19 protein-coding genes are annotated in these 22,810 nt (G+C 65.9%); 16 read left to right on the forward strand and 3 right to left on the reverse strand.

All coding sequences use genetic code 11. The annotated features are described in order from the left end of the window. The first annotated feature begins 55 nt into the window (after positions 1-55). Positions 56-1,765: an ATP-binding protein gene (locus tag RMP10_RS17060; protein ID WP_310571372.1), complete on the forward strand. Its 1,710-nt coding sequence runs from the start codon at positions 56-58 to the stop codon at positions 1,763-1,765. Here the strand turns inward: RMP10_RS17060 and RMP10_RS17065 are convergent. Together RMP10_RS17065 and RMP10_RS17070 are read right to left on the reverse strand one after the other, a co-directional pair. Beyond that, a complete protein-coding gene (locus RMP10_RS17065) occupies positions 1,762-2,508 on the reverse strand; it encodes an SIMPL domain-containing protein (protein WP_309671456.1) in 747 nt (248 codons plus the stop codon). The genes RMP10_RS17060 and RMP10_RS17065 overlap by 4 nt on opposite strands. 26 nt (positions 2,509-2,534) lie before the next feature. Further along, positions 2,535-3,983, reverse strand: coding sequence for a histidine kinase (locus tag RMP10_RS17070; protein ID WP_310571373.1), 1,449 nt, complete (start codon positions 3,981-3,983; stop codon positions 2,535-2,537). Positions 3,984-4,052: 69 nt separating this feature from the next. Between RMP10_RS17070 and RMP10_RS17075 the strand changes: the two genes are divergently transcribed. The 5 genes from RMP10_RS17075 to RMP10_RS17095 all read left to right on the forward strand — a co-directional run bounded on the left by RMP10_RS17075 (position 4,053) and on the right by RMP10_RS17095 (position 9,516). Then, positions 4,053-4,913, forward strand: a complete 861-nt coding sequence (locus tag RMP10_RS17075) for a LytTR family DNA-binding domain-containing protein (protein WP_310571374.1) — start codon at positions 4,053-4,055, stop codon at positions 4,911-4,913. Between the two features lie 161 nt (positions 4,914-5,074). Beyond that, the gene (locus RMP10_RS17080) at positions 5,075-6,016 is read left to right on the forward strand and encodes an alpha/beta hydrolase (protein ID WP_310571375.1); all 942 of its coding nucleotides are present in this window, start codon (positions 5,075-5,077) and stop codon (positions 6,014-6,016) included. A 140-nt stretch (positions 6,017-6,156) separates the two neighbouring features. After that, on the forward strand, positions 6,157-6,447 hold the full coding sequence (locus tag RMP10_RS17085; protein ID WP_309671452.1) for a hypothetical protein: 291 nt from the start codon (positions 6,157-6,159) through the stop codon (positions 6,445-6,447). A gap of 55 nt (positions 6,448-6,502) precedes the next feature. After that, entirely contained in the window at positions 6,503-8,428 is a 1,926-nt protein-coding gene (locus RMP10_RS17090; RefSeq protein WP_310571376.1) for a hypothetical protein, read from the forward strand. A 101-nt stretch (positions 8,429-8,529) separates the two neighbouring features. Further along, positions 8,530-9,516 carry a deoxyhypusine synthase family protein gene (locus tag RMP10_RS17095; protein WP_309671450.1) on the forward strand — a complete coding sequence of 329 codons (987 nt, stop codon included), beginning with the start codon at positions 8,530-8,532 and terminating at the stop codon, positions 9,514-9,516. 9 nt (positions 9,517-9,525) lie between these two features. Here RMP10_RS17095 and RMP10_RS17100 read toward each other — a convergent pair whose 3' ends face one another. Further along, positions 9,526-10,407: a LysM peptidoglycan-binding domain-containing protein gene (locus tag RMP10_RS17100; protein WP_310571377.1), complete on the reverse strand. Its 882-nt coding sequence runs from the start codon at positions 10,405-10,407 to the stop codon at positions 9,526-9,528. A 93-nt stretch (positions 10,408-10,500) separates the two neighbouring features. Here RMP10_RS17100 and RMP10_RS17105 point away from each other — a divergent pair, with 93 nt between their 5' ends. From RMP10_RS17105 to RMP10_RS17150, 10 genes are all read left to right on the forward strand, one after another. Further along, entirely contained in the window at positions 10,501-11,529 is a 1,029-nt protein-coding gene (locus tag RMP10_RS17105; RefSeq protein ID WP_310571378.1) for a LacI family DNA-binding transcriptional regulator, read from the forward strand. Continuing rightward, complete coding sequence (locus RMP10_RS17110; RefSeq protein ID WP_310571379.1) at positions 11,526-12,596, forward strand: ketoacyl-ACP synthase III; 1,071 nt, start codon at positions 11,526-11,528, stop codon at positions 12,594-12,596. Before RMP10_RS17105 ends, RMP10_RS17110 begins: the two co-directional genes overlap by 4 nt. Before the next feature lie 6 nt (positions 12,597-12,602). Further along, positions 12,603-14,339 (forward strand): AMP-dependent synthetase/ligase, encoded by a 1,737-nt coding sequence (locus RMP10_RS17115; protein WP_310571380.1) that lies wholly within the window; start codon positions 12,603-12,605, stop codon positions 14,337-14,339. A gap of 10 nt (positions 14,340-14,349) precedes the next feature. Further along, complete coding sequence (locus RMP10_RS17120; protein ID WP_310571381.1) at positions 14,350-14,487, forward strand: hypothetical protein; 138 nt, start codon at positions 14,350-14,352, stop codon at positions 14,485-14,487. Positions 14,488-14,609: 122 nt separating this feature from the next. Beyond that, a complete protein-coding gene (locus tag RMP10_RS17125; protein ID WP_310571382.1) occupies positions 14,610-17,135 on the forward strand; it encodes a TonB-dependent receptor in 2,526 nt (841 codons plus the stop codon). Positions 17,136-17,222: 87 nt separating this feature from the next. Next, a complete protein-coding gene (locus RMP10_RS17130; protein WP_310571383.1) occupies positions 17,223-18,167 on the forward strand; it encodes a PHB depolymerase family esterase in 945 nt (314 codons plus the stop codon). 17 nt (positions 18,168-18,184) lie between these two features. Further along, positions 18,185-19,714 carry a class I adenylate-forming enzyme family protein gene (locus RMP10_RS17135; protein WP_310571384.1) on the forward strand — a complete coding sequence of 510 codons (1,530 nt, stop codon included), beginning with the start codon at positions 18,185-18,187 and terminating at the stop codon, positions 19,712-19,714. 8 nt (positions 19,715-19,722) lie between these two features. After that, a complete protein-coding gene (locus RMP10_RS17140; RefSeq protein ID WP_310571385.1) occupies positions 19,723-20,334 on the forward strand; it encodes a hypothetical protein in 612 nt (203 codons plus the stop codon). Positions 20,335-20,372: 38 nt separating this feature from the next. Further along, positions 20,373-20,684, forward strand: a complete 312-nt coding sequence (locus RMP10_RS17145; protein ID WP_310571386.1) for a hypothetical protein — start codon at positions 20,373-20,375, stop codon at positions 20,682-20,684. Between the two features lie 9 nt (positions 20,685-20,693). Then, on the forward strand, positions 20,694-22,709 hold the full coding sequence (locus tag RMP10_RS17150; protein ID WP_310571387.1) for an acetoacetate--CoA ligase: 2,016 nt from the start codon (positions 20,694-20,696) through the stop codon (positions 22,707-22,709). The last annotated feature ends 101 nt before the right edge of the window (positions 22,710-22,810 follow it).

Below are 22,810 nucleotides of genomic sequence, written 5' to 3' on the forward strand. Positions count from 1 at the left end.
GAGTGGTCGGCCCGATGCAGGCCTGGCGCACCGCTTTCGATTTTTGGGTCGTTCCATGCCTGAGTCTTTCCATGTGCTGCATGATCCCGCGCGACTTCGTCTGCTGCGGGACGCCAGCCGTCCGCGTTCGTTCCCGGAATCGGCGTACGACAGTCTGACCCGTGTCGCCGCACAAGCGCTCGACGTGCCCGTCGTCCTGGTGTCGCTGGTGGACGACCGAGGACAGTTCTTCCAAGGCGCAACGGGTTTGCTGGGTGAGATCGCCGTGTGCCGCGCCACGCCGCTGTCGCACTCGTTCTGCAAGCACGTGGTGATGACGGGAGCCGTGCTGTCGATCGAAGACGCCCGTGCGCATCCGCTCGTGTGCACTAATCCCATCATCGATGAGATGGGTGTGGTCGGGTATCTCGGATTCCCGCTTACGACATCCGACGGCCACACGCTTGGGTCGCTCTGTGCGATCACGATGTCCCCACGCGTGTGGACGCCGCAGGACGAGGCCACGCTGCGCGATCTGGCGCAGATGGTCATCAGCGACCTCGAGCTGCGCGCCGAGCTGTCTTATCGTGAGGACGCGGCGAAGGCCACCGATCCGTCGGTGCTGGCCGAAGGCCTGCCCGCGCGCGGTGTCGACATTCTGGACCACATGCTTGAAGGTGCCGTGGCGCTTGATCGCCAATGGCGCATCACGCTGGCAAATCTCGCGGCGGCTCGACTCACGCGGCTGTCGCGATCGGTGGCGGTTGGGCAAGATGTCTGGACGCTGCTCCCCATGCTGATCGGCACGCCGATCGAACAGCTGCTGCGCGAGGCCGCGGCGTCGCGTCGTCCACTCGAGACGGAGGCGTACCTGCCTGAGCAGGCCCGCTGGTTCGAAATCCGCGCGGTGCCCGCGCGACATGGGCTCGCGGTGTACTTCGCCGACACCACCGAACGACGTCGGGCGATCGAATCGCTCGCCCTGCGCGAGGATCAGTTGCGTCAGGCGCAGAAGATGGAGGCAATCGGCACACTCGCCGGTGGCGTCGCGCACGACTTCAACAACTTGCTCACCGTGATGCGCGCGAACTGCGAGCTGCTCATGGATGATCTGACGCCGACGTCGCCGACGTACGACGAACTGTCTGACATTCGCACGGCCGTCGCGCGCGCGGCGTCGCTCACGCAACAGCTCCTGGCGTTCGGTCGGAAACAGGCGATCCGGCCACGACACGTCGACATCGTTACGACGGTGGAATCGCTTACCCCAATGCTGCGACGGCTGATTCCGGCCAATATCGCGATCGACACGCGCTACGAGCCCGCGCTTCCCACGGTATTCATCGATCCGGGGCAAGTGGAGCAGGTGGCGATCAATCTGATCGTCAATGCGCGAGATGCGATGGTCGACGGTGGCACCATCGGCGTGGAGTGCGCCGTTCTGGAACTGAGCGAACCGTTGGCGACCGCCAGCGTCACCGTGCCCGAGGGACGGTGGGTGCAGCTGACGGTTCGTGATAGCGGCACCGGCATTCCCCCCGAGCAGATTCCGCGCATCTTCGACCCGTTCTTCACGACCAAGGATGTGGGGAAGGGGACCGGCCTCGGATTGTCCACCGTGTTCGGCATCGTGCACAAGGCGGGTGGCATGATCACCGTGGACTCACGTGTCGGCGCTGGTACACGCGTGCGCGTATTCTTCCCGGCGTCGACAGAGGAGCCGGTCGCCGCGATGTCGCCTGCTCCCACGACAGCCGCGACGAGCGGGACGCTACTGCTGGTCTAGTTCGCGAGCCCGTACACGACGGTGGTCACCACGCGGACGCGCTTGGTGACCTGACTCTCCTCGGAGATTCCCATCGCCTGATCGCGCGGGAGAATTTCGAACACACCCTGATTGGCGCTGCGGATTCCCGACAGCGTGCTCTTCGAGTCGCGGGCGAACTGCTGCGCCGATTCGCGCGCCCGCGACGTGGCCTCGGCGATCATCGGGTTCTTGAGATCGTTCAGCTTCGTGAAGACGAACGTCGGTCCCCCGCCGCCGTACTCCTGTCCAGACGACAGCACCACGCCGTTGCGCACCAGATCCGGCACGCGCTGACTGGCGGTTTGCACCAGGTCGACACGTGTCGAGCGCACGACCAGCGTCTGTCGGATGATGTAGCGCCCGGTGTTCTGATAGCCGCCGACGGTCCGCGCGTCTTGCACGGAGAATTCCTGCAAACTCACTTCCGTCCCGGCAGAATCGAGGCCCTGTGCCGCCAGGAACGCGCGCACCTGCTGCACATTGCGTTCGAGCGCCGTGTTGGCGCGCACCAGATCATCGTCGGTCACCACGAGTCGCAGCGGCCAGATGGCGAGATCGGCTTTCGCCTCACGCTCGGCGACGCCTTTGACTGACACCGTGCGATCTGACGTGCGCATCCGTGCGAAGCCGGTGCCGGCGAGAAAGCCACCGGCGGCCACACCAGCGGCCAGCACCACAGCGGCGAGGATTCGGCCCGACGACGAAGAGGAGGGCGTGTGCATAGAAGTGTGAGTGTGGGAAGCGGAGGTCAGCGATCGTCAACGGGAAGGCGAATCTCGACACGGCAACCGCCGGATGCCTGATTGCTCATCCGAAAGGCGTACCGGTCGCCGTACAACATGGTCAGGCGCATGCGCGTGTTGGTTAGGCCAATACCGAGGCCGTCGACCGACGGCGCGGCGGCGAGAAAGCGTCCGCTGGTGGTCAGCAACCCGTCGAGGCCCCGACCATTGTCCTCCACGATGATCTCGAGCACGCCGCCGTTGCGCTTCACGTGCACCTCGATGCTCTGATCCGGATGGCCAGGTGCCAATCCGTGCTTCAGGGCGTTCTCGACCAGCGGCTGCAGGAGAAAGCTGGGGAGCATGTCATCCACTGCCGACGGATCAACGGTGATGTCGGCGTCGAGCCCCTGTCCGTAGCGGACGCGGGCGATCTGCAGGTAGAGCTCGACCAGTTCGATCTCCTGCCACACCGGAATCAGCGACGAGCCCGCACTGCGCAGGGAGAGGCGGAGCAGGTCGGCCACCCGCGTCAGGGTGCGCTGGGCTTCGCGCACGTCCATCTCCATCAGCTCGGCCACGGAATTCAGGGCGTTGAAGAGGAAGTGCGGGTTGAGCTGCATGCGTAGCGCTTCGAGCTGTGTGCTCGCGAGCTTCTGCTCCAGTGCGGTGGCGGCACGGTCGCGCTCGCGATAGCGCCGCACGAACTCCACCATGTACGCGGCACCGACAACCGCCCAGTACAGCACCACCTGAAAATCCAGGTGATTGACGAGCACCACGCGCACCGCGAACGCGTAACTCGTGACCTGACCAATGGCGCCGAAGATGTGGTCGAGCCAGGCAATCGCAAACACGTTGACTGTACAGATCACCGCGCTGACCGCGACGTGCATCGAGATCCAGGGCAGAATCCGGGCGGTGTCCAGCTTGACCCGTTCGACGAGCGTCAGGACGACCTGCGACCAGAGACCCCACATCATCCACGAGGCCCCCTGCCAGAACAGCGCTGTCGTCAGGCTGTAATGGGTGCCGGAAGCATCGCCGACGAGGATGAGCTGTAAAGCAGCGAGGACAGCCGGAATGACCCAGACGACGGCGAAGAGCAGGCGCGTCATGCGCCGCAAGCGCGCGCCTTCATCGGCGATCGTGACGGGCTGAGTCGAAGTCACCAGGACGGAGCGGAGATGGATGCGATGCGTGCTATGCGATCTACTGGAACTTCGCACACTGGGGAACGTAGTACACGCGATACGGGCAGAAGGTGCAGCTTTTCGGCTGCACTTTCGTTTCGCGGTACTTGGTGCAACCATACCGTGCATTCCAGAAACGGTATTACTCACCAAACCCGTCCCTCCGGAATGATGACGAGAAGCTGCGCGCTGCGATAGCGATGCTGGAACCCAACCGTTGGTCTCCCGATCCGGCGACCCTGCTGGACTGAAGACCGCTAGGTCATTGTCGATCGACGTCACGCGCGCTGCACCTCCCGGCGCGCTGTTCACTGGCCGTCGGCAAGTCGAGAGGAGGCGGAGACGGTGCGTGTGCGAGTACTGATCGTTGACGATGAAAGTCTGGCGCGGCAGCGCGTTCGCCGACTCTTGCAGACTGAGGCGGATGTGGATGTGGTCGGCGAAGCGGAGAGCGGCCATGAGGCCGTTGCGCTGATTCGCGAGCTGCAGCCCGATCTCGTCTGCCTCGACGTGCAGATGCCGGGGCTCGACGGATTCGGCGTGCTACGCGAACTCGACGGCGGTCACGTCCCCATGGTCTTGTTCATCACGGCGTACGACGAGCATGCGCAGCGCGCCTTCGACGTGCACGCCGTCGACTACGTGTTGAAGCCGGTCGATGAAGACCGCTTCAGGGCGGCCTTCGACAAGGCGCGCAAGCATCGCGCGAACGCTGTGGCCGCCGAGCGCCTCGGTGAGCTGCTGGAGACCGTGCGGCGTCTCGCGGACGGCGGTGCGGCGATGGCCGACGCTCGCGGGGACGTCGGCGCGTCCGGCAACGGACAGGCGATCGGCGCGGGGGGCAATAGCGCCGGCGCCAACGTCGCGGCCACCAACGGACGCTACGCGAGCCGCATCCTGGTCAAGCAGGACGGTCGCATGTTCTTTGTGAAAACGTCAGAGATCGACTGGATCGAAGCCGACCGCAACTACGTGCGACTGCATGTCGGTAAGACCTCGCACACGATCCGAGAGCGCATCAGCCATCTCGAGGAAACGCTCGACCCGAGATTGTTCGCGCGCATTCATCGCTCCACGATCGTGAATCTCAATCGGGTGCGCGAGATGCAGCAGTGGTTCTCCGGCGACTACGTCGTCATCCTCGAAGACGGAACGCGACTGCGACTGAGCCGCCACTACCGCGATCGCGTCGAGAAACAGGTCGGCGTGTAACTCGGCCGTGCAGCCCGCGCGCCCCAATCGGCGCGCGGGCAGTCGCGTTCCCGAGGCGACCCAATGGTCCGGTCAGGAGTATCATTCGGCAGCCCCCTGGATGGTGTGTGATACGGTACACACTGAGGCGTGCAGGGTTCAGGCAAGCGTGAGTGAGACCGATGTCGACCGTCCCGTCCGTCACCCCGATCAGTTGGCAGTCCCGGATCGTGCACCTCCTCGTGCGTGCGCGGATGCGTCCGCACGCGTACGCACCAATCGATCCTCGGTGGGTCCGCTCCGAAATGGGTCGGCCGCGCGCGGCGCGTCGGTGGATGGCCCGGTCTACCGGAGCCGCGCTGGAATCGCGCCCCGAAGGTCAGGGGTGGCCGGGCGGAGAGGTCGTGACGTGGCCCGGCCACGAGCCGGGGGCGCCGGTGCTGTTGTATCTGCACGGGGGCGGCTACATCGCCTGTTCGCCGGAGACGCACCGGCCGCTGGTCTCCTCACTCGTGCGACGCATCCGGGGACGGGCGTTCGTGCCACGCTATCGGCTGGCGCCCGAGCATCCGTTTCCGGCCGCGCTGCACGACGCCATGGCCGCGTACCGCTATCTCCTCGATGTGGAGCGCATCGCGCCGGCGCAGATCGTGATTGCCGGCGATTCGGCTGGTGGTGGGCTCGCCCTGGCGCTGGCGTTGGCGGTCCGTGATGAACGGTGGCCGAATCCGGCCGGACTCGTGGCGTTCAGTCCGTGGACCGATCTCGCCGCCACTGGTGGCTCGCTCGAGGAGAACACCGAGCGATGCGCTATGTTCGCCGGCGAGACCATCCGACGTGCCGCGCGATTCTATGTCGGTGATGCCGATCCAACGTTGCCGTTGATCTCCCCGTTGTACGGCGACTTCCGCGGGTTGCCGCCTATGCTGGTGCACGCCAGCGAAGATGAAGTGTTACGCGATGATGCGGTTCGCGTGGCCGACGCAGCCCGTCGCGATGGTGTGGAGGTCGAACTACAGCTCTGGCCGCACGTGCCGCACGTGTGGCAGTTCTTTGCGGCCGTGCTGCCGGAAGCGCGCGCGTCGCTCGCCGCCACGACTCGTTTTGTGCTCGCACGCATGTAGCCAACACGCCTGCCGCTTCGCGTTCGACGGCGATTTTGTGTGTGTCACATCACGGGGTGTTGGTATGGTGGAACATCGACGTCTCGCACTGTGACGGATCGTGACGCCTTTCGCTACGATGCGTCCAGCGAGCAACGACCGTGAGCCACTCAGACATCTTCCCGACCTATCGTCCGCCGGACTGGTACCCACTGCAGCGCGCCCTCGCGCTGGTGTTCGGTACCGCCGCCATCGACGCGACCGCCTCCTTCTGGTTCATCGGATTCGTCCAGGGACCGGCTGATGTGGGCGAACTCCGGCTGTACGAGTACAGCACGACGCGGCGACGCATTGCCCTCGATCGCAATGGGGGCGCCTATCGCTGGTTCGACGAGATCGGTGGGTACAGCCGCGTGGATCACGAGGAAGCGTTGATCGGAGCGCTGGTCTGACCGGGAGCGAGGGGTTCATGGAATTCCTCGGCGACGCAGCCGATACTTCTTGCACATGCCCCCGGATATCCCCGGCGTAGGCGCGAGTCCGCGTCTGCTGCCGTCGTCGCCGATCGGCCCCACGGTCTTGCCTGGGGCCGTGCCCCCAGGGCCCTCAGGCCCGGTCACACCGCCAACGGCGGTCGTTCCGGTGGGCCCGGCCGGTACTCGCGATGCGTCCACGACGCCATCGCCGCTGGGGCGCAGTGGGCTCGACCTGTTTGATATCCTCGGCACCACCGACGTGCTGGTGGGGCGCAGCGCCGTGGCGCCGGTGGCGCTCGATGTCGGACTCGAGACGGCCCGCGGCGCGTTGCTGCGCGGCCTCGCCGCCGAATCGCTGGCGACGCTGGACGGCGTCTGGGAGGGCGCGCAGCTCACGGAGGAGGGTTGGTATCTCCGCAGCAGCGCACTGACCGTGCTGGGACTTCCGGGCGAAGCGGAGCGCGTGTCCACGGAGGCGCTGCAGCTCAAACCGTCGTCCATCGCCCTCCGTTTCGTCCAATCGTTGGCTCGACTCACCGCCGGCGACGTGCCGGGCGCCCGTAGCGCGATCGCCGCCGCCGTTGAGCAGCAGGTCACGCATCCCGTGCTACTGATGCAGCAGGTCATCGTGCTCGCGCGTCAGGGCAACCGCAGCGAGGCCGAGCGACTGCTGCAACAGGTCATGCGCGTGTTCCCGGATCATCCCGCCATCGAGTTCGCGCGCAGCGCGCTGCGCTCGATCGCGGCGGACCACACCCGCAGTGCGTCACGCCGTGCCTTCGGCGGTCGTGTCGATGAACCGTCGCCATTCACCACGGGCGATCACGAAGTGTTCGAGGCGTTCAGCGCTGCCTCGCGCGATGTCGAGCGGGCGCCCGAGGTCTCCGACGAGCCGTCGCGGCGCAATGCGGCAGACGAGGTCACGGCTGATGCGCCGCCTCGGGCCACGAGCGACGTTGACGATCGTACGATCCATGGTGCCGCCGAGGACGCGATGACCGGCAATGTCGCCGAGCGTGCCGTGGCGCGTCTTGGCGCGCGCGTTGCGACGCTGTCCGTCAGCGATGCGGTGCGCGAGGGTCGCGTGTTGATTCGCGCGTTCAGCGCGGGCGGGTCGATGGCCGGTGCGTGCACCCCTGAGCAGGCGCACGCCGCGCGCGGCATCCTCACCGCTCTCGTCTTCGCGCTCAGCAACGGCGGAGGGGTCACACGGACTGCCGACGGCGCGTCTCCTTTGGAAGTGCTGATGGCGCAGTGGCTGCCCCTCATGCAGGCCGAGCGATTCGAGGATGCGGGTCGGTTGCTGCGCCGGCTGGGGTCGAGTATTCCTGATGCGCAGCGGCGACTGTTGACCGCGTGCACACAGTGGCCAACGGAGACGGCCGCGCGCGACGATCGCGAGCGGGCCATCCGGGCCTTCGGCACGGGTGAGTACGAGGCGTTGGTGCAGGGCGAGCCGACGAAGGGCCCACTGATTCCGGTGCGACTGGGACTCGCGCTCCTCGAGGAGCGCGCGCCTGATCGGCTCGCGGAACGACCGCGTGATGGGGAGCGACCTGCCGCGGGCGATGCCCCGTCGCGTGCGCTCAGTGGCTGGATTGAGCGTCCGCATGAACTGATGACGAGCACGACGATCGGAGCGACGACGGGCTCGCTGACGCCGAGGCGCGTGACACCGCACGGGCTGGCGGCGGGCGCGTTGGACGCCGACGGGCGCGGTTGGGGCGCGGCAATGGCGGCTGCCTCGCTGCAGCCTCGGCCGCGCGACGAGGGGGCCGGCATGCGGATCGCGGCGCTGTTGTGCGTGATCATCGCCGCTGGTGCGGGAATGTCGGGCTCGGGGGCCATCGCGGTGGCCTTCGGGATCGGAGCCGCCTGGCTCGGGATCCGTCGGAGCGGGCGGTCGGGTGCACATCCGGATGGGGCCGGCGACCGCGACACGACTGGGGCCGATTAGATTCCCCTCGGCGTCGGCTGGCTTCGGTCGGCAACGCCCCATTGGCCGCGCACCTGCGCGCCGTCGTCGCTGTCCCATTCCGAACAGAGTCGTTCATCCTCATGGCCCAGTCCACGTCCGCGCCCGTCACGGCGTTTCTCCGTCATCATTACCGTCATTTCAACGCGGCCGCGCTCATCGACGCCGCCGATGGCTACGTGCGCCATCTCGAAGCGGGCAACAAGATGATGATCACGCTGGCCGGCGCGATGAGCACCGCCGAGATCGGGCTCTCGCTGGCGGAAATGATTCGGCAGGACAAGGTCCACGCCATCACGTGCACCGGCGCGAATCTCGAAGAGGATATTTACAACCTCGTCGCGCACGATCATTACGCGCGCGTGCCGAACTACCGCGACCTCACGCCGCAGGACGAGCAGGCGTTGCTGGAGAAGCACTTCAATCGCGTGACCGACACCTGCATCCCGGAAGCGGAAGCGATCCGTCGGATCGAAAAGGCGATCCTCGACGAGTGGACGGCGGCTGATCAGGCGGGTGAGAGCTACTTCCCGCACGAGTTCATGTACCGGATTCTCCTGAGCGGCAAGCTCGAGGAGTTCTATCAGATCGATCCAAAGAACTCGTGGATGCTCGCCGCCGCGCAGAAGAACCTGCCGATCATCGTGCCGGGCTGGGAAGACTCGACCACCGGCAACATCTTTGCCTCGCACGTGATCGACGGCAACATCAAGAACGTGCACACGGTGAAGGGCGGCATTCAGTACATGATGTATCTCGCCGATCACTACACCGAAGTCACGAAGGATTCGTCGATGGGCTTCTTCCAGATCGGCGGTGGCATTGCCGGCGACTTCCCGATCTGCGTGGTGCCGATGTTGCATCAGGATCTGCAGCGCACGGAAGTCCCGCTGTGGGGCTACTTCTGTCAGATCAGCGATTCGACGACGTCGTACGGCTCGTACTCGGGGGCAGTGCCGAACGAGAAGATCACGTGGGGCAAGCTCGGCATCGAGACGCCCAAGTACATCATCGAGAGCGACGCGAGCATCGTGGCGCCGTTGGTATTTGCGATCGTGCTCGGTCAGTAGTCGGTTTGCCTACGGCAGCGTGTCCAAGTCGACCTTGGGCACGCGAAGCCGCTGCCCCACTTTGATCTCATCGGTCGACAGCTGATTCAGCTGTCGCAGCACATCAGGCGAGGTGCGGAAGCGTCGCGCGAGTCCGGTCAGTGTTTCGCCGCGCTGCACGATGTACCGCACGTACAGTGCTGCCGGCGGGGCAGGGGCGCGCGTGGTCGCGCTCAACGCCTCTTCGTCGCGGGTGACGGATCGCCGCGCTGCAGCACTCGCCTGCGACACGCGCAGCGCTGATGTCCACGAGTCATCGTCGACGATGAAGTCGACCTGCGCGGCGGGAGTGCGTAGCTTCAGGCCGCGGCCGTATCCGCGGAAGAGCGTGCGCGGCTCGAGCGTGAAGGCCGCGTCGAACGGGTAGCTCTCCACCAACAGTTCGGTTGGACCATCTTCGCGCGGACGCAGCAGCGGTGTCGGTGGCGCGCCCACGTACAGCAACCGCCGGTTGGTCGCGACGACCACGCCGAACGACTCGCGCCACATGTCGGTCCAGCGTCGTTGTGAGGCGAAGGCTCGCGCCACCACACGCTCGTCCGGCCCCAGCTGCGACAGAACCTCCTGCTGCGCTGCCTCGCGGGCCGTTCGACGGGCGCCGATTGGCGGGACGATCGCCGCCGCGGCCACGAGTCCCGCTGTGCCAAGCAGGGCGGTACTGCTCGTGAGCGCCACCAGCAGCCGGACCCACGGGCTGCGCTGCCGGCGGGCTGGCGGTGCGGCCGCACCTGCCCGGAGCCAGCCCGCCCGCCGAGGCGACGAGGCCGCCCCAGCAGACTCGGCGGACGCCGCCGTATCGAGCGCTGCCGTTGCGTTCTCCACAGGGTTGGCGGACGGATCATGGATAGCCATTGGCGAAAAATACCCACCGAGTTCTTCCAACAGAGACGAAGAAACTCAGCTGGGGGCTTGCCAATACGTATTTGCAGCACATTTTGCATCGCGATGGCCCTCTCTCCTGCTGGGCGCCGCGTCACCATTCATGACGTCGCCGCCCGCGCCGCGGTCTCTCAGCCCACCGCGTCGCTCGTCCTGTCGAACCACCCGCGAGCCCGCGTGGCGCCCGCGACCAGGCAGCGCGTCCTCGACGCAGCCGCCGAGCTCGGCTATAAGCCGAATGTCGTCGCCAGGTCGCTGGCCAGCCGCCGGTCGTTCGCCTTGGGGGTCATCGTGCCGGATGTGCGGAACCCGTTCGTGGCCGACGTCATCACCGGGGCCGAGCGCGTCGCCGCCGACGCGGGCTATGCCGTACTGCTCTGCGATCAGTCCGCGCGCAGCGTCCGTCAACACCTCGACGTGCTTCGAGCCCGTCAGATCGACGGCGTGCTGCTGGATGCGGTCGGGGCCAGCACGCTCCCCGACGAGGCCCTCGCCGGCGTAAACGTCGTGCTGATCGACGAGCCGTCGGAGCGATGGCCGGGGATCGCGACCGACGCCGTCATGGCCGGACGTCTGGCCGCGGAGCACTTGCTCGAACTCGGACACACGGAGATGGCCTTCATCGGTCCCGCCTCCGACGTCCACGCCTTCCGCATGCGCGAGCGCGGGTTCGTGGTGCGATTGCGTGAAGCGGGCATTTCGCTGCGCTCGGCGTGGCTCCGTCGCGCACCGGCCACGGTGACCGGCGGCCGCGAAGCCATGCGGCTGCTCCTCGCCACCGGACCTCGGCCCACCGCGGTGTTCTGCGCGAACGATCTGATGGCCATCGGTGCGCTCAAGCAGGCGCTCACGGCGGGGTTGTCCTTGCCCGCCGATCTCTCCGTCGTCGGCTGCGATGACATCGAACTGGCGCGATATGTGACTCCTGAACTCACCACCATTTCCGTCCCCGCCCGCGAGCTCGGTGCACGCGCGGCCCGTCTGCTGCTCCAGCTCATCGAGCAGTCCACGCAGCGCGTCTCGGCCAGCCGCCTGTTGCCCGTGCGCCTCGTGACGCGCGGCAGCTCTGGACGCGCGCCGACGGCCGTCGCATGACTTCGACGACGACAGGGGGCGTGGTCGCTCGTGGTCGCGAGGCCACGATCGTCGGCACCGGGAGCGCCGTGCCGTCTCGCCTCGTGACCAACGAGGAACTGTCGGCGCAACTCGGCGAGGATATCGATCCCTTCGTGCGGGGAACGCTCGGCATCGCGCAGCGACACTGGTGTACGCCCGACGAAAGCACCGCCGATCTGGCCGAAGCGGCCGCACGTGCGGCCCTCACAGCCGCTGGACTTTCGCCGGCGCAGATCGACCTGCTCATCGTGGCCACGGACACACCCGAGTATGTGTCGCCGGCCACGTCCTCGGTGGTGCATGGACGTCTTGGGCTCACGAATGCCGGGACGTTCGACCTGAACGCGGGGTGCGCCGGATTCGTGACCGCGATCGACACCGCGTGGAAGTACATCCGCGCCGACGAGCGCTACTCGCGCGTGCTGGTGATCGGTGCGTACGCGATGTCGAAATATCTGAATCCGCACGACAAGAAGACGCTCACGATCTTTGCCGACGGCGCCGGCGCTGCGGTGATCGAGGCCGGACCGGTGCCGGGTTTGCTTTCGTCGGAGCTGTTCGCCGATGGGCGCTACTGCGATGGTATGGGCGTGTTCGCCGGAGGCACGCACACGCCCATCACGCGCGAGATCCTCGACGAGAATGTGCAGCAGTATTTGCGCTTCGTGCAGAAGTATCCCGCCTCGGTGAACGAGGAGGGCTGGCCGCGCATCGTACAATCGGTGCTCGCCCGCACCGGCCACACGCCGAACGACGTCGATCTGTGGCTGTGGACGCAGGTCAATCGATCAACGATCGACGTGGTCATGCGGGGCCTCGGCCAGCCGCTCGCGCGTGCGCATACGATCATGCACAAGTGGGGCTACACCGGCTCCGCGTGCCTGCCGATGGCGCTTGATGACGCCGTACGGAGTGGGCGTGTAAAGGACGGCGACTTGATCGTGCTCACGGGTTCAGGCGCCGGTCTCGCGATGGGCTCACTCGCCATGCGTTGGCGCGGCTCCGCAGTCGCCGCCCCGTCGCCGTTGCCCACGACATCGGCGTAGCACAGTATGTCGCTCACTTCCGCCAATAACGTGGGCATCATGGCCGAGACGCCCCTGGCGTTTCGCTTCCTGGCGCGCTGCGACCGGTTTCCCGACGCCGTGGCGTTTGCGGTGTATCCGACCGGCGCGCGCGTGCCGAGTCGGATGCTGACGTGGGGCGCGTGGCGCGATGCGTCCCTGGCCTGTGCGGCGCGTCTCCTCGACTTCGGCATCGAGCCCGGCGACCGCGTCGCGATACTGGCAGGCAACGGATTGCTGTGGCCGGTGGTCGATGTCGCCCTACAGCTGTGCCGTGCCGTCGGCGTCGGCCTCTATCCCACCAGTGCGCCGGCACAGATCGTTGCGCTGCTGCGTGACAGTGGCGCGCGTCTGCTGTTTACCGACAGTGAAGCCCACGCGGCGGATATTCGCGCGGCCAGCGAGCCGGCCGTGGCGGATATCGCCATCGTCGTCGACGGAGCTCGTGGTGGCGAGGTCACGAGCTTCGCGACGTGGTGTGACGCGGGCGCGCATCTGCTGCGCGAGGGGAGCGCGAGCACGCTGCTGGAGGCGCGTATTGCCTCCATCGTGCCGGACGATCTTGCGGCGTTGATCTATACCTCGGGGTCCACCGGGGAACCGAAGGGCGCCTGCATTACGCATCGGTATCTGGCAGCATCCGCGGCCTCGATTGCGGAGGTATTGGGCATTGATGGCGACGATCGCTCGGTGTCGTTTCTGCCCTATTCGCACGCCGCCGAGCGCATCTTCGGGCAGTCCACGCGGATGCTGTCGGGGATGTCGGCGGCACTGGTGGAAGATCCCACGGATGTCTTTCCCGTATGCGCGCATTTCCGCGCCACGGTATTCGGCGGGTTGCCGCGTCTGTTCGAGCGATTGTACGAGGCCACAGAGATTGCGCGCGCCAACGGCACCGATCCCCGCGACGCGATCGCCGCGCGCCTTGGCCCCGATGTCCGGCTCGCCACTTCGGGTGGGGCGGCGCTGCCGCAGCGCGTGGCGGAGACGCTCGATGCCTTGGGCTTGCCGATTCTTGGCGCGTACGGACAGACCGAGCATCTGTGCATCGCGATGAACCGCGTCGATGCGATCCGGTTCGACACGGTCGGCACGCCGATGCCGGGAACGACGGTCCGCATTGCCGACGACGGTGAACTATTGGTACGCCGCAGCGCGCTCACGTTTAGTGGATACTGGAACAAGCCAGAAGACACCACGGCGGCATTCACGGATGACGGACTCTGGTTGCGGACTGGCGATCGGGCGGCGCTCGAAGCCGATGGCTCGTTGCGCATCACGGGCCGCGTGAAAGAGATCATTGCGCTGTCGACCGGTCGCAAGATCGCGCCAGTGCCGATCGAAGCCGCACTGACGGACTCCCCGTTCATCGCGCATGCCGTGTGCCATGGAGAAGGCCGAAAGTTCCCGGTGGCGCTGCTGGCGCTCCGGCGTGACATGGTCACCGCCTGGGCTACCTCAGCGCAGCTCTCGTTGCCCTGGACTGAATTGGTGCAACATGCGGCGCTGCGCGCGATGGTGCAGGAGCAGGTGGATCGCGTAAATGCCACGCTGGCGCGTACCGATCGCATTCAATCGTTCACGATCACCGACGCTGAGTTCTCGGTGGCCGGCGGCGAGCTGACGCCGACGCTGAAACTGGTACGCCGCGTGATCGATGCGCGATTCGCACCGGCGTTCGATGCACTGTACGCGGCCGCCGCCCGACCCACGGGGCACACATGACGGAGCACACATGATCCCGTCATCCACCGACCGGTTCGACACGCGCGCCGCGGGCCCGAATGCCACGGGTGTGTATCGGCTGACGATCACCGATGTCGTGTCGATCTCCGACGGCGACGCCGCTGTTCTCGTTCCGCTGGAGGGGTGATGTCGCCACCTGGCAAGCCTCCGCCCCGCTCCGCCTGACGATTCCCGATGTCCCGCAGTTCCGTTTCCCTCCGCACCGTTGTGGTGCACCTCCCTCGTTGTTCCCCTCCTGGAGGAGTACGCATGTCGTCATTCGTTCATTGGGCCGCCTGTCATGGGCGTGCGCTCAGGCAATTACTTGTGGCGCTGCCGTTGCTGGCGTCGCCCGCCGTCGCGGCGGCGCAGGCCGGCAGCATCTCCGGTCTCGTGTCCGACAGCGCGAAAGCGCCGCTGCCCGGCGCGCAGGTTACCGTGGTCGGAACCCGCTTCTCGAGCACCTCCGGCATGGATGGTCGCTATCGTGTGGTCGGCGTCCCGGCCGGTACGTACTCACTGCGGGTGCAGCGGATCGGCGCGCTCGCCCGCACGTTCGACAACATCACCGTCGCGGTCGACCGTGACACCAAGGTCGATATCACGCTCGCGGCTTCGGCGCTGCAGCTGGGCGGCTACGTCGTGTCGGCGTCGCGTCGCGTGGAGAAGATCACGGATGCGCCGGCCACCGTCACGCGTATCGATGCCGATCAGCTGCGCAATACGGTCGGCAACTCGTTCACGTCGGTGCTGAAGGACGTGAAGGGCGTCGACTTCTTCCAGACGGGCGTCGCTGCGGCGGGCATCAACGCCCGCGGCTTCAACAGCGCGTTCAACAACCGCATGCTGCAGATGGAGGACAACCGCGTCGCGGTGCTTCCGGAAAACGGCTTGCCAGTGGGAGTGTTCACGACCATCCCGAAGATCGACATCGCCGGTGTGGAAGTGCTCATCGGCCCGGGCGCAGCCCTGTATGGCCCGGACGCGTCGAACGGTGTGGTGACGCTGCTGAGTAAGGACCCGAAGCAATACAAGGGCCTCACGGTCGAGACGTCGATGGGCAGCAATGGCGGCTCGGTGTCGAAGACGTTCGAGAAGGATCCGGGACACGTGAGCTTCTCGGATCTCCAGGTCCGCTACGCCAATGTCTACGGCAAGGTCGGCTTCAAGGTCACCGGCGAAGCGCTCTACGCGAACGATTGGCAGAACACGAACAACTACGCGCCGGTCGCGCCGCGCACGACGCCGTCACCGGAAATCAATCCCGATTGGAGCACCAGCTATCGCCGCGCGAGCGGAGCGTTGGTGTACTACTTCGATCAGGGTGGACGCCTCGAGTACCAGGCCGGCGCGAGCAACAGCAACGGCATCGGCGTGACCAGCGCTGGTCGGAACCAGCTCAAGAACTGGGGCTACTGGAATCAGCAGGTGCGCTACACGTCCGATCATTGGTTCGCACAGGCGTACGCCACGCGCTCCACGTCGGGACAGACGTTCGCGCTAAATGGATACTCGACGAATCGGCTCGCCGCGCGCTTCAATGGCATCAGCGACGACTCCGTGCGGCGCGCCTCGGCGTTCCCGGCGGATGGACACATCTATGCCGGTGAAATCCAGTACAACACGACAGTACCACGGCTGTTCAACACCCGCATCGTGGCCGGCTCGCAGGTGCGCCGTGACGTGGTGAGCTCGAAACAGGTGTGGCTCACGGACGCGCTCACGAAGGAAGACATCCAGCTCAATCAGGTGGGCGTGTACGCGCAGACCGAGACTCCGGTGAACCAATACGCGAAACTCGTGTTTGGGGCGCGCTACGACAATCCGGAGTTCTACGATCCCCAGTTCAGCCCGAAAGCGGCGCTGCTGCTCTCGCCGAATGAGAACAGCACGTTCCGCTTCACCTTCAATCGCGCCTTCAAGTCGCCGTCGATTCTGCAGACGAGCTTCTACTTCCGTGATTTCAACCCGAGTGTCGGGGTGTTCGGCAACAAGGACGGTACCACGATCAAGAACGCTGCGGGCACCACGCTTCGCACCTTTGCGCCGGTCGTCCCCGAGGTGAACAACACGATCGAACTTGGCTACAAGGGCGTGATCAAGGACCGTCTGTACATCGACGTGGCCGGTTACGTGGCGCGCTACAAGTCGTTCCTCAGCCCGCTGGTCGTGGTCGCCAATCCGTTCGCAGGGACGTTCGCGTACAACACCGCGACGAACACGAAGTACACCAATGCCGCCGGCGCCGAACAAATCGCGCTCACGTACTACAACCTCGGTGAAGCCACGCTGACGGGCATCGATGCGGGCTGGCGCTTTGTCGTGAACAGCAAGGTCAACACGACTGGCACGTTCAGCGTGCTCAAGCTCGACTCGATCATCCAGAAGGTCGGTGACCCGCCGGAAGCGACGTCGCTCAACAGCCCGACGATGAAGGCGACCGTCGGCATGGATGGCAAGGACGGCCCGTTCCAGACCTTCGGCGGATTCACGATGCGCTTCGTGAAGGACTACAAGTTTCTCTCAGGCGTGCACAACGGTCGCATTCCGGGCCTGCTGAATCTCGACATCAACATGGGCAAGCGTCTCACGCCGAACATGGTGTTGAACGTGTCGGTGCAGAATCTCTTCACCTGCACGAGCGGCGTGACGACGGCGCCGGCATTTCTGCGAGCAGATCAGATTGCACCCTACCAGCGTGGATGGGGATGTGGTTTGGGCCGTAAGCATATCGAGCTGCTCAACATGCCGGCCCTTGGAGCGATGACGTTCATCGGCCTCCGGTTCGACCGCTAAGACGTGAATCCCTGGCGTTCCCTAGCTTTGGCCGCGTGCGTGGGGACGACCGTCGTCCCCACGCCACGCGTTCACGCGGAGAGACACATGATCGATGAGTCCAGTGCGCTGGCTCCGCTCGCGAGCGGCGTGGTGTCGGGGGAGTACGATGGTCCCGAAGGTCGTCGACCTTGGCGACTTTTTGTGCCGGCGGGCGATGCCACGACGCCGAGGGCGATGCTGGTCATGCTGCACGGTTGCACGCAGGATGCGGCGGACATCGCACGTGGGACGCGGTTCGATGAAGAAGCGCAGGCGGGCAACTTCCTCGTGTTGTACCCGGAGCAGACCGTCGCCGGCAATCCGCGACGCTGCTGGAACTGGTTCGACGCGGCGCACCAGTCACGGGGCAGTGGCGAGCCGGCGATTCTTGCGGCCATGATCGCGAAAGTGGGCGCGGAGTACCACGCTGATCCGCACCGCGTGCATCTGGCCGGTGTGTCGGCCGGTGCGGGCATGTCGGTACTGCTGGCGGTGGCGTATCCCGAGCGGTTCGCGTCGCTCACGTCGGCGTCGGGGATCGGTTGGCGCGCCGCTAGCGATGTCGCGGGGGCGATCGCGGTGATGCAGAAGGGTGCGGGCGACGGCCTTCCCTCGGGCGCTGCGATGCGCGCCGCGATGGGAGCGAATGCCTGGGCGTTGCCGGTGCTCGTCGTGCACGGTGGCAAGGATGCCGTGGTCAGCGTGCGAAACGCAGACGAGACGGCGCGACAGTTCGCCGCGCTGCACGACCTCGTGCGCGGCGAAGCAGGACAAGCGCCCCTCGTCGGCGCCGAGATGCCGCCACGGGTCGAGCATGGGTATACAGTGCAGGAACGTCACTGGAATGACGCCGGCGGTCGCGTAGCCGTGACGCTCGTGCGCGTCGATGAGCTGGGGCACGCATGGTCCGGTGGCTCGCCATCCGGTACTTTCACCGATAGTGCCGGTCCCAAGGCAAGTCAGCTCATCGCAACGTTCATTGCGCAGCATGCGCGTCCAGCTGTTCGCTAGACCTTATTCTCGATCCGATGACGTATCCGCAGCTGCCCGACCTGTTCGATCCCATCGCCTGGTGGTCCATGGTGGATGGAACGCGCACGGCCATTATCGACTCGGCCTCCGGGAGCCGCTACAGCTATCGCGATGTCGATCGCGATGCCGATCAATGGCACACCGTCCTGGCGCGTCAGGGCGTACAGGCCGGCGACCGTGTCGCAATCCTCGCGCAGAATCGGTACGACTTTGTCCCGCTCTTCTTCGGCTGCATCCGGCTTGGCGCGATTCTGGTGCCGCTCAACTGGCGGCTGTCGGCCGTCGAACTGGGTCGCGTCGTTACAGACGCCGACCCGTCGCTGATCGTCGGCGAAGCCGCTTCACGCGCGCTGCTCGAAGAGGCGTGCGCGCAGCTCGACGGCATCCCGACGCCTCGTGTGCTCGACCTGGATCACGACGTGCCGGCGTTGCAGCGCGCCGCCGCCGACGATGTCACGCCGGTGTCGCCCGCGCGCGGTCACGACGACACCACGATGCTGCTGTATACCTCGGGCACCACCGGAGTTCCCAAGGGAGTGATGCTGCCGCATCGTCAGCTGCTCTGGAATGCGATGGCCACCACGATCGGGTGGAGACTGGGCGCCGATGATGTCGGTCCCGCCGCCACGCCATTCTTTCACACCGGTGGATGGCACGTGTTCACGACCACGCTGCTTTCACGCGGCGGTGCCATCGTGCTCATGGGAGCGTTCGAGCCTGCGGAGTATATCAACGTGCTCGATCGCTTCGGGGTCACCGTCACGTTCGGTGTCCCCACCCAGTTCGCGATGTTGCGCGATTGCTCGAACTGGGGTCGGCCGCTCCCGAAGTTGCGATGGTTCTTCTCCGGCGGTGCCCCCTGCCCACAGGGCATCAAGGACATGGTGCGCGCCGCAGGATACGGATTCCGCGAGGGCTACGGTCTCACCGAGTGCGGGCCGAACTGCTTCGCCACCAACGATCGTACCGCGTTCGAAAAGGATGGCTCGACCGGCTGGCCCATACCGTTCCTGCAGATGCGGCTGCGGGCCGACGACGGTTCACTCGCCGGCGATGACGAAATCGGAGAACTGGAACTGCGCGGGCCGCAGATGTTCAGCGGGTACTTCCGAGCACCCGAGAAGACGGCGGAGGTGATGACCGACGACGGGTGGTTGCGCACCGGTGATCTTGCCAGCCGCGATGCCGAGGGCGTCCATCGTATCCGCGGTCGTCGCAAGGAGATGTTCATCTCCGGCGGCGAGAACGTCTTCCCGGGGGAAGTGGAGGCCGCGCTGCTCGACTGCCCCGGTGTGCTCGAAGCCACCGTGATCGGAGTGCCCGACGCGCGCTGGGGCGAAGTGGGGTGCGCGCTGATCGTGCGCCGCGATCCCGCGCTCGATGCGGGCAAGGTGACGCGCGACGCGCGCCTGAGGCTGGCCGGCTACAAGGTGCCAAAGCGCATCGTGTTCGTGGACGCGATCCCGCGACTTGGCTCAGGGAAGATCGACCGACGGGCCACGGCAGCGCTCATTCCCGATGCCTGACGCGTCCCATGCCTAGTCCGTCAGCGCGAGCGAGAGGTTCGGCGGTTCAGAGTACGTTGGCATTCCTGGCCGCCGCCGTTGGCGAGGCGATGCCGGCCGCGCTCATGGCCGAACTTGACGTCGATACGAAGGACGTTGTGGCGGGCGTCGCGCCGACACACGAGGTCCCGTACGACGTGTTGGTGACGCTGTGGCGGGCGGCCGATCGGTGGATCCTCGCGCATCGTCCGGATCTCCGGGACTGGGCAGAGCAGGCGGGCGAAGCGTCCATCGGATCGCTTGGCGTCCAACTGTACGGCGGGATCCTTCGGAAACCCACCCCGCGCGAGTTCCTCACGCAGAGCATCTCGCTCTTTCAACTGTATTACCAACCCGGCGACATGGATGTGGTTGAAGATGTGCCCGGACGTGTCGTGCTTCGGCTGGTCGGTTTCGATCCCGTGACGACGATGTTTTGTCGGCGGCAGACGGGTGGTTTGCGCAAGGCCGTCACCCTGGCTGGTGGCGAGGATGCCCGGGTGCGCCATGTGCGGTGCTGCATTGAAGGGGATGCCTTCTGCGAGTGGGAACTCTCGTGGCAAGTCGAGCACTCCACCGCTGGCGCCCGGAGCGCGACCTAGCGAGCATTGGAGATGCTTCTGCAGGTCCGAACGGCTCCATGACGCGCTTTGAGCGCGCACCCGCCCCCCGGCGTGCCAAAGGCGCGCGCACGTCTGCGTCCGCCGCCGCCGAGGCGAAGGCCGCCAGTGCGCCGCCGCAGCTCGATCTGTTTCCAGTGCGTCCCGTCGTCGACGTGCTCGATCCACGGTCCGTGGTGGGGGCGCAGACTGGTGTTGAACATCTGGTGCGCGTGCGGCTGCGTCCCAATGATGCGCCGCATCTGATCTTCCATGATCGGCACGGCTGGTACTGCGAGTCGCACGGACCCGCGTGTCATACCGTACAACTCGCCCGCGACGAGATCAAATGACGGGGCCATATGTCCGTTGACGTCACGCCGATCTGGACGCCGTCGGCGGACGTGGTCGATCGCGCTCGCATTACGCAGTTCCGACGCGATCTCGTGCGGCGCGGCATCGTCGATCCGTCGGTGCGTGATGCGCATGCGCTGCAGCGTTGGTCGGTGGAACACCCGACGTCGTTCTGGGCCGAGATCTGGCGCGCGGCGGCGATCATCGCCGATGGTCCCGGTGCATCGGACTCGCCGTGGAGCGAGGTACTCGTGGGTGGTGAGTGCATGGCGCCACCCGATACACAGCGGGGCCCGCGCTGGTTCACCGATACGCGTCTGAATTTCGCCGAACATTTGTTGCGTCGCCGAGATGCGGCCACGGCGATCGTATCGTGGAACGAGCACGGGGCCCAGCAGCGCATCACGTTCGCGGAATTGGCCGAGCAGGTGGCCGCCACGGCGGCCGCCCTCTCGGCGGCGGGTGTTGGCGTCGGTGATCGCGTAGTCGGCTATCTGCCGAATTTGCCGCAGGCCGTGATCGCGATGCTGGCCGCCACGTCATTAGGCGCCGTATGGTCGTCCTGCTCACCCGACTTCGGCACCAAGGGCGTCCTCGATCGGTTCGGGCAAATCGCCCCCAAGGTGCTGATCGCCGCCGACGGCTACTGGTACGCAGGCAAACAGATCGACGGTCTCGAACGACTGCGCGAGATTGTCGCCTCGTTGCCATCGCTGGCGGCGGTGTGGGTGGTGCCGTACGTCCACGCCGCGCCGACGATCGCGTCGATTCCGGCGGCGGTCACGTTCACCGACGTGTTGGTGCAGTATGCCGCGCATCGCGAGCCGACGTTCACGCGTCTGCCGTTCGATCATCCGTTGTACATCATGTATTCGTCCGGCACGACGGGCTTGCCCAAATGCATGGTGCACGGCGCGGGTGGTACGCTCCTGCAGCACTGGAAGGAATTGGCGCTGCACACCGATCTCGGGCCCGATGACGCCATCTTCTACTTCACGACCTGCGGGTGGATGATGTGGAACTGGCTGGTGTCGGCGCTGGCCATCGGCAGCACGGTCGTGCTGTACGACGGCGCTCCACTGGCGCCGTCGGCCGACATCCTGTGGCGCATGGCGGCCGCCGAGCGCGTGTCAGTGTTCGGCACGAGCGCCAAGTATCTGTCGGTGCTCGAGAAGGAGGGTGTGCAACCGCGGGAACAGTTCGATCTGACCGCGTTGCGCGCGATTCTCTCCACCGGCAGCCCGCTGGCGGCGCACAGCTACGACTTCGTGTACGCGCAGATCAAGTCGGACGTGCGTCTGGCCAGCATCAGCGGCGGCACCGACATCGTGAGTTGCTTTGCGTTGGGTGATCCTACCGGTCCCGTCTATCGCGGCGAACTGCAGATGCGCGGGCTTGGCATGACGGTCGAGGTGTTCGACGACGGCGGCATGCCGGTGCGCGAGACACCGGGAGAGTTGGTGTGCACGCGTCCGTTCCCGAGTATGCCGGTGGCGTTCTGGAACGATCCCGACGGCGCACTCTACCGCGGCGCGTACTTTGAGCATTTCCCCGGCGTGTGGCGTCATGGCGACTGGGCGGAAATCACCTCGCACGACGGTCTGATCATTCACGGTCGTAGCGATGCGACGCTCAACCCCGGTGGAGTGCGAATCGGGACGGCGGAGATCTATCGGCAGGTCGAGCAGATCCCGGAGATTCTGGAGTCGCTGGTGATCGAGCAACGCCTCGGCGTCGATGGCGACGACTCTCGCGTGGTGCTGTTCGTGCGCATGCGTGATGGGGCGTCGCTCAGTGTAGACGTGCAGCGGGCCATCCGACAGCGCATCCGTGAGCACGCCAGCCCGCATCACGTGCCGAAGGTGATCGTTTCGGTAGCGGACATTCCCCGCACCATCAGCGGCAAGATCACCGAGATCGCGGTACGCGACGTCGTGCACGGCCGACCGGTCAAGAACGCCGACGCCTTGGCGAACCCGGCGGCGCTGGCGCTCTTCGCCGACCTGCCCGAGTTGCGTTCCTAGGCACGTCGGGTCGGCAGCAGGTTATCTTTCAAGGATACCGCCGGACCGGCCCCGAGAATCACGTTCGTGGAGCGTCGTCCCATGTGCAAGAATCCGCTTTC

Origin of the sequence: Gemmatimonas sp. (assembly GCF_031426495.1) — a bacterium.
Lineage (GTDB): Bacteria > Gemmatimonadota > Gemmatimonadetes > Gemmatimonadales > Gemmatimonadaceae > Gemmatimonas.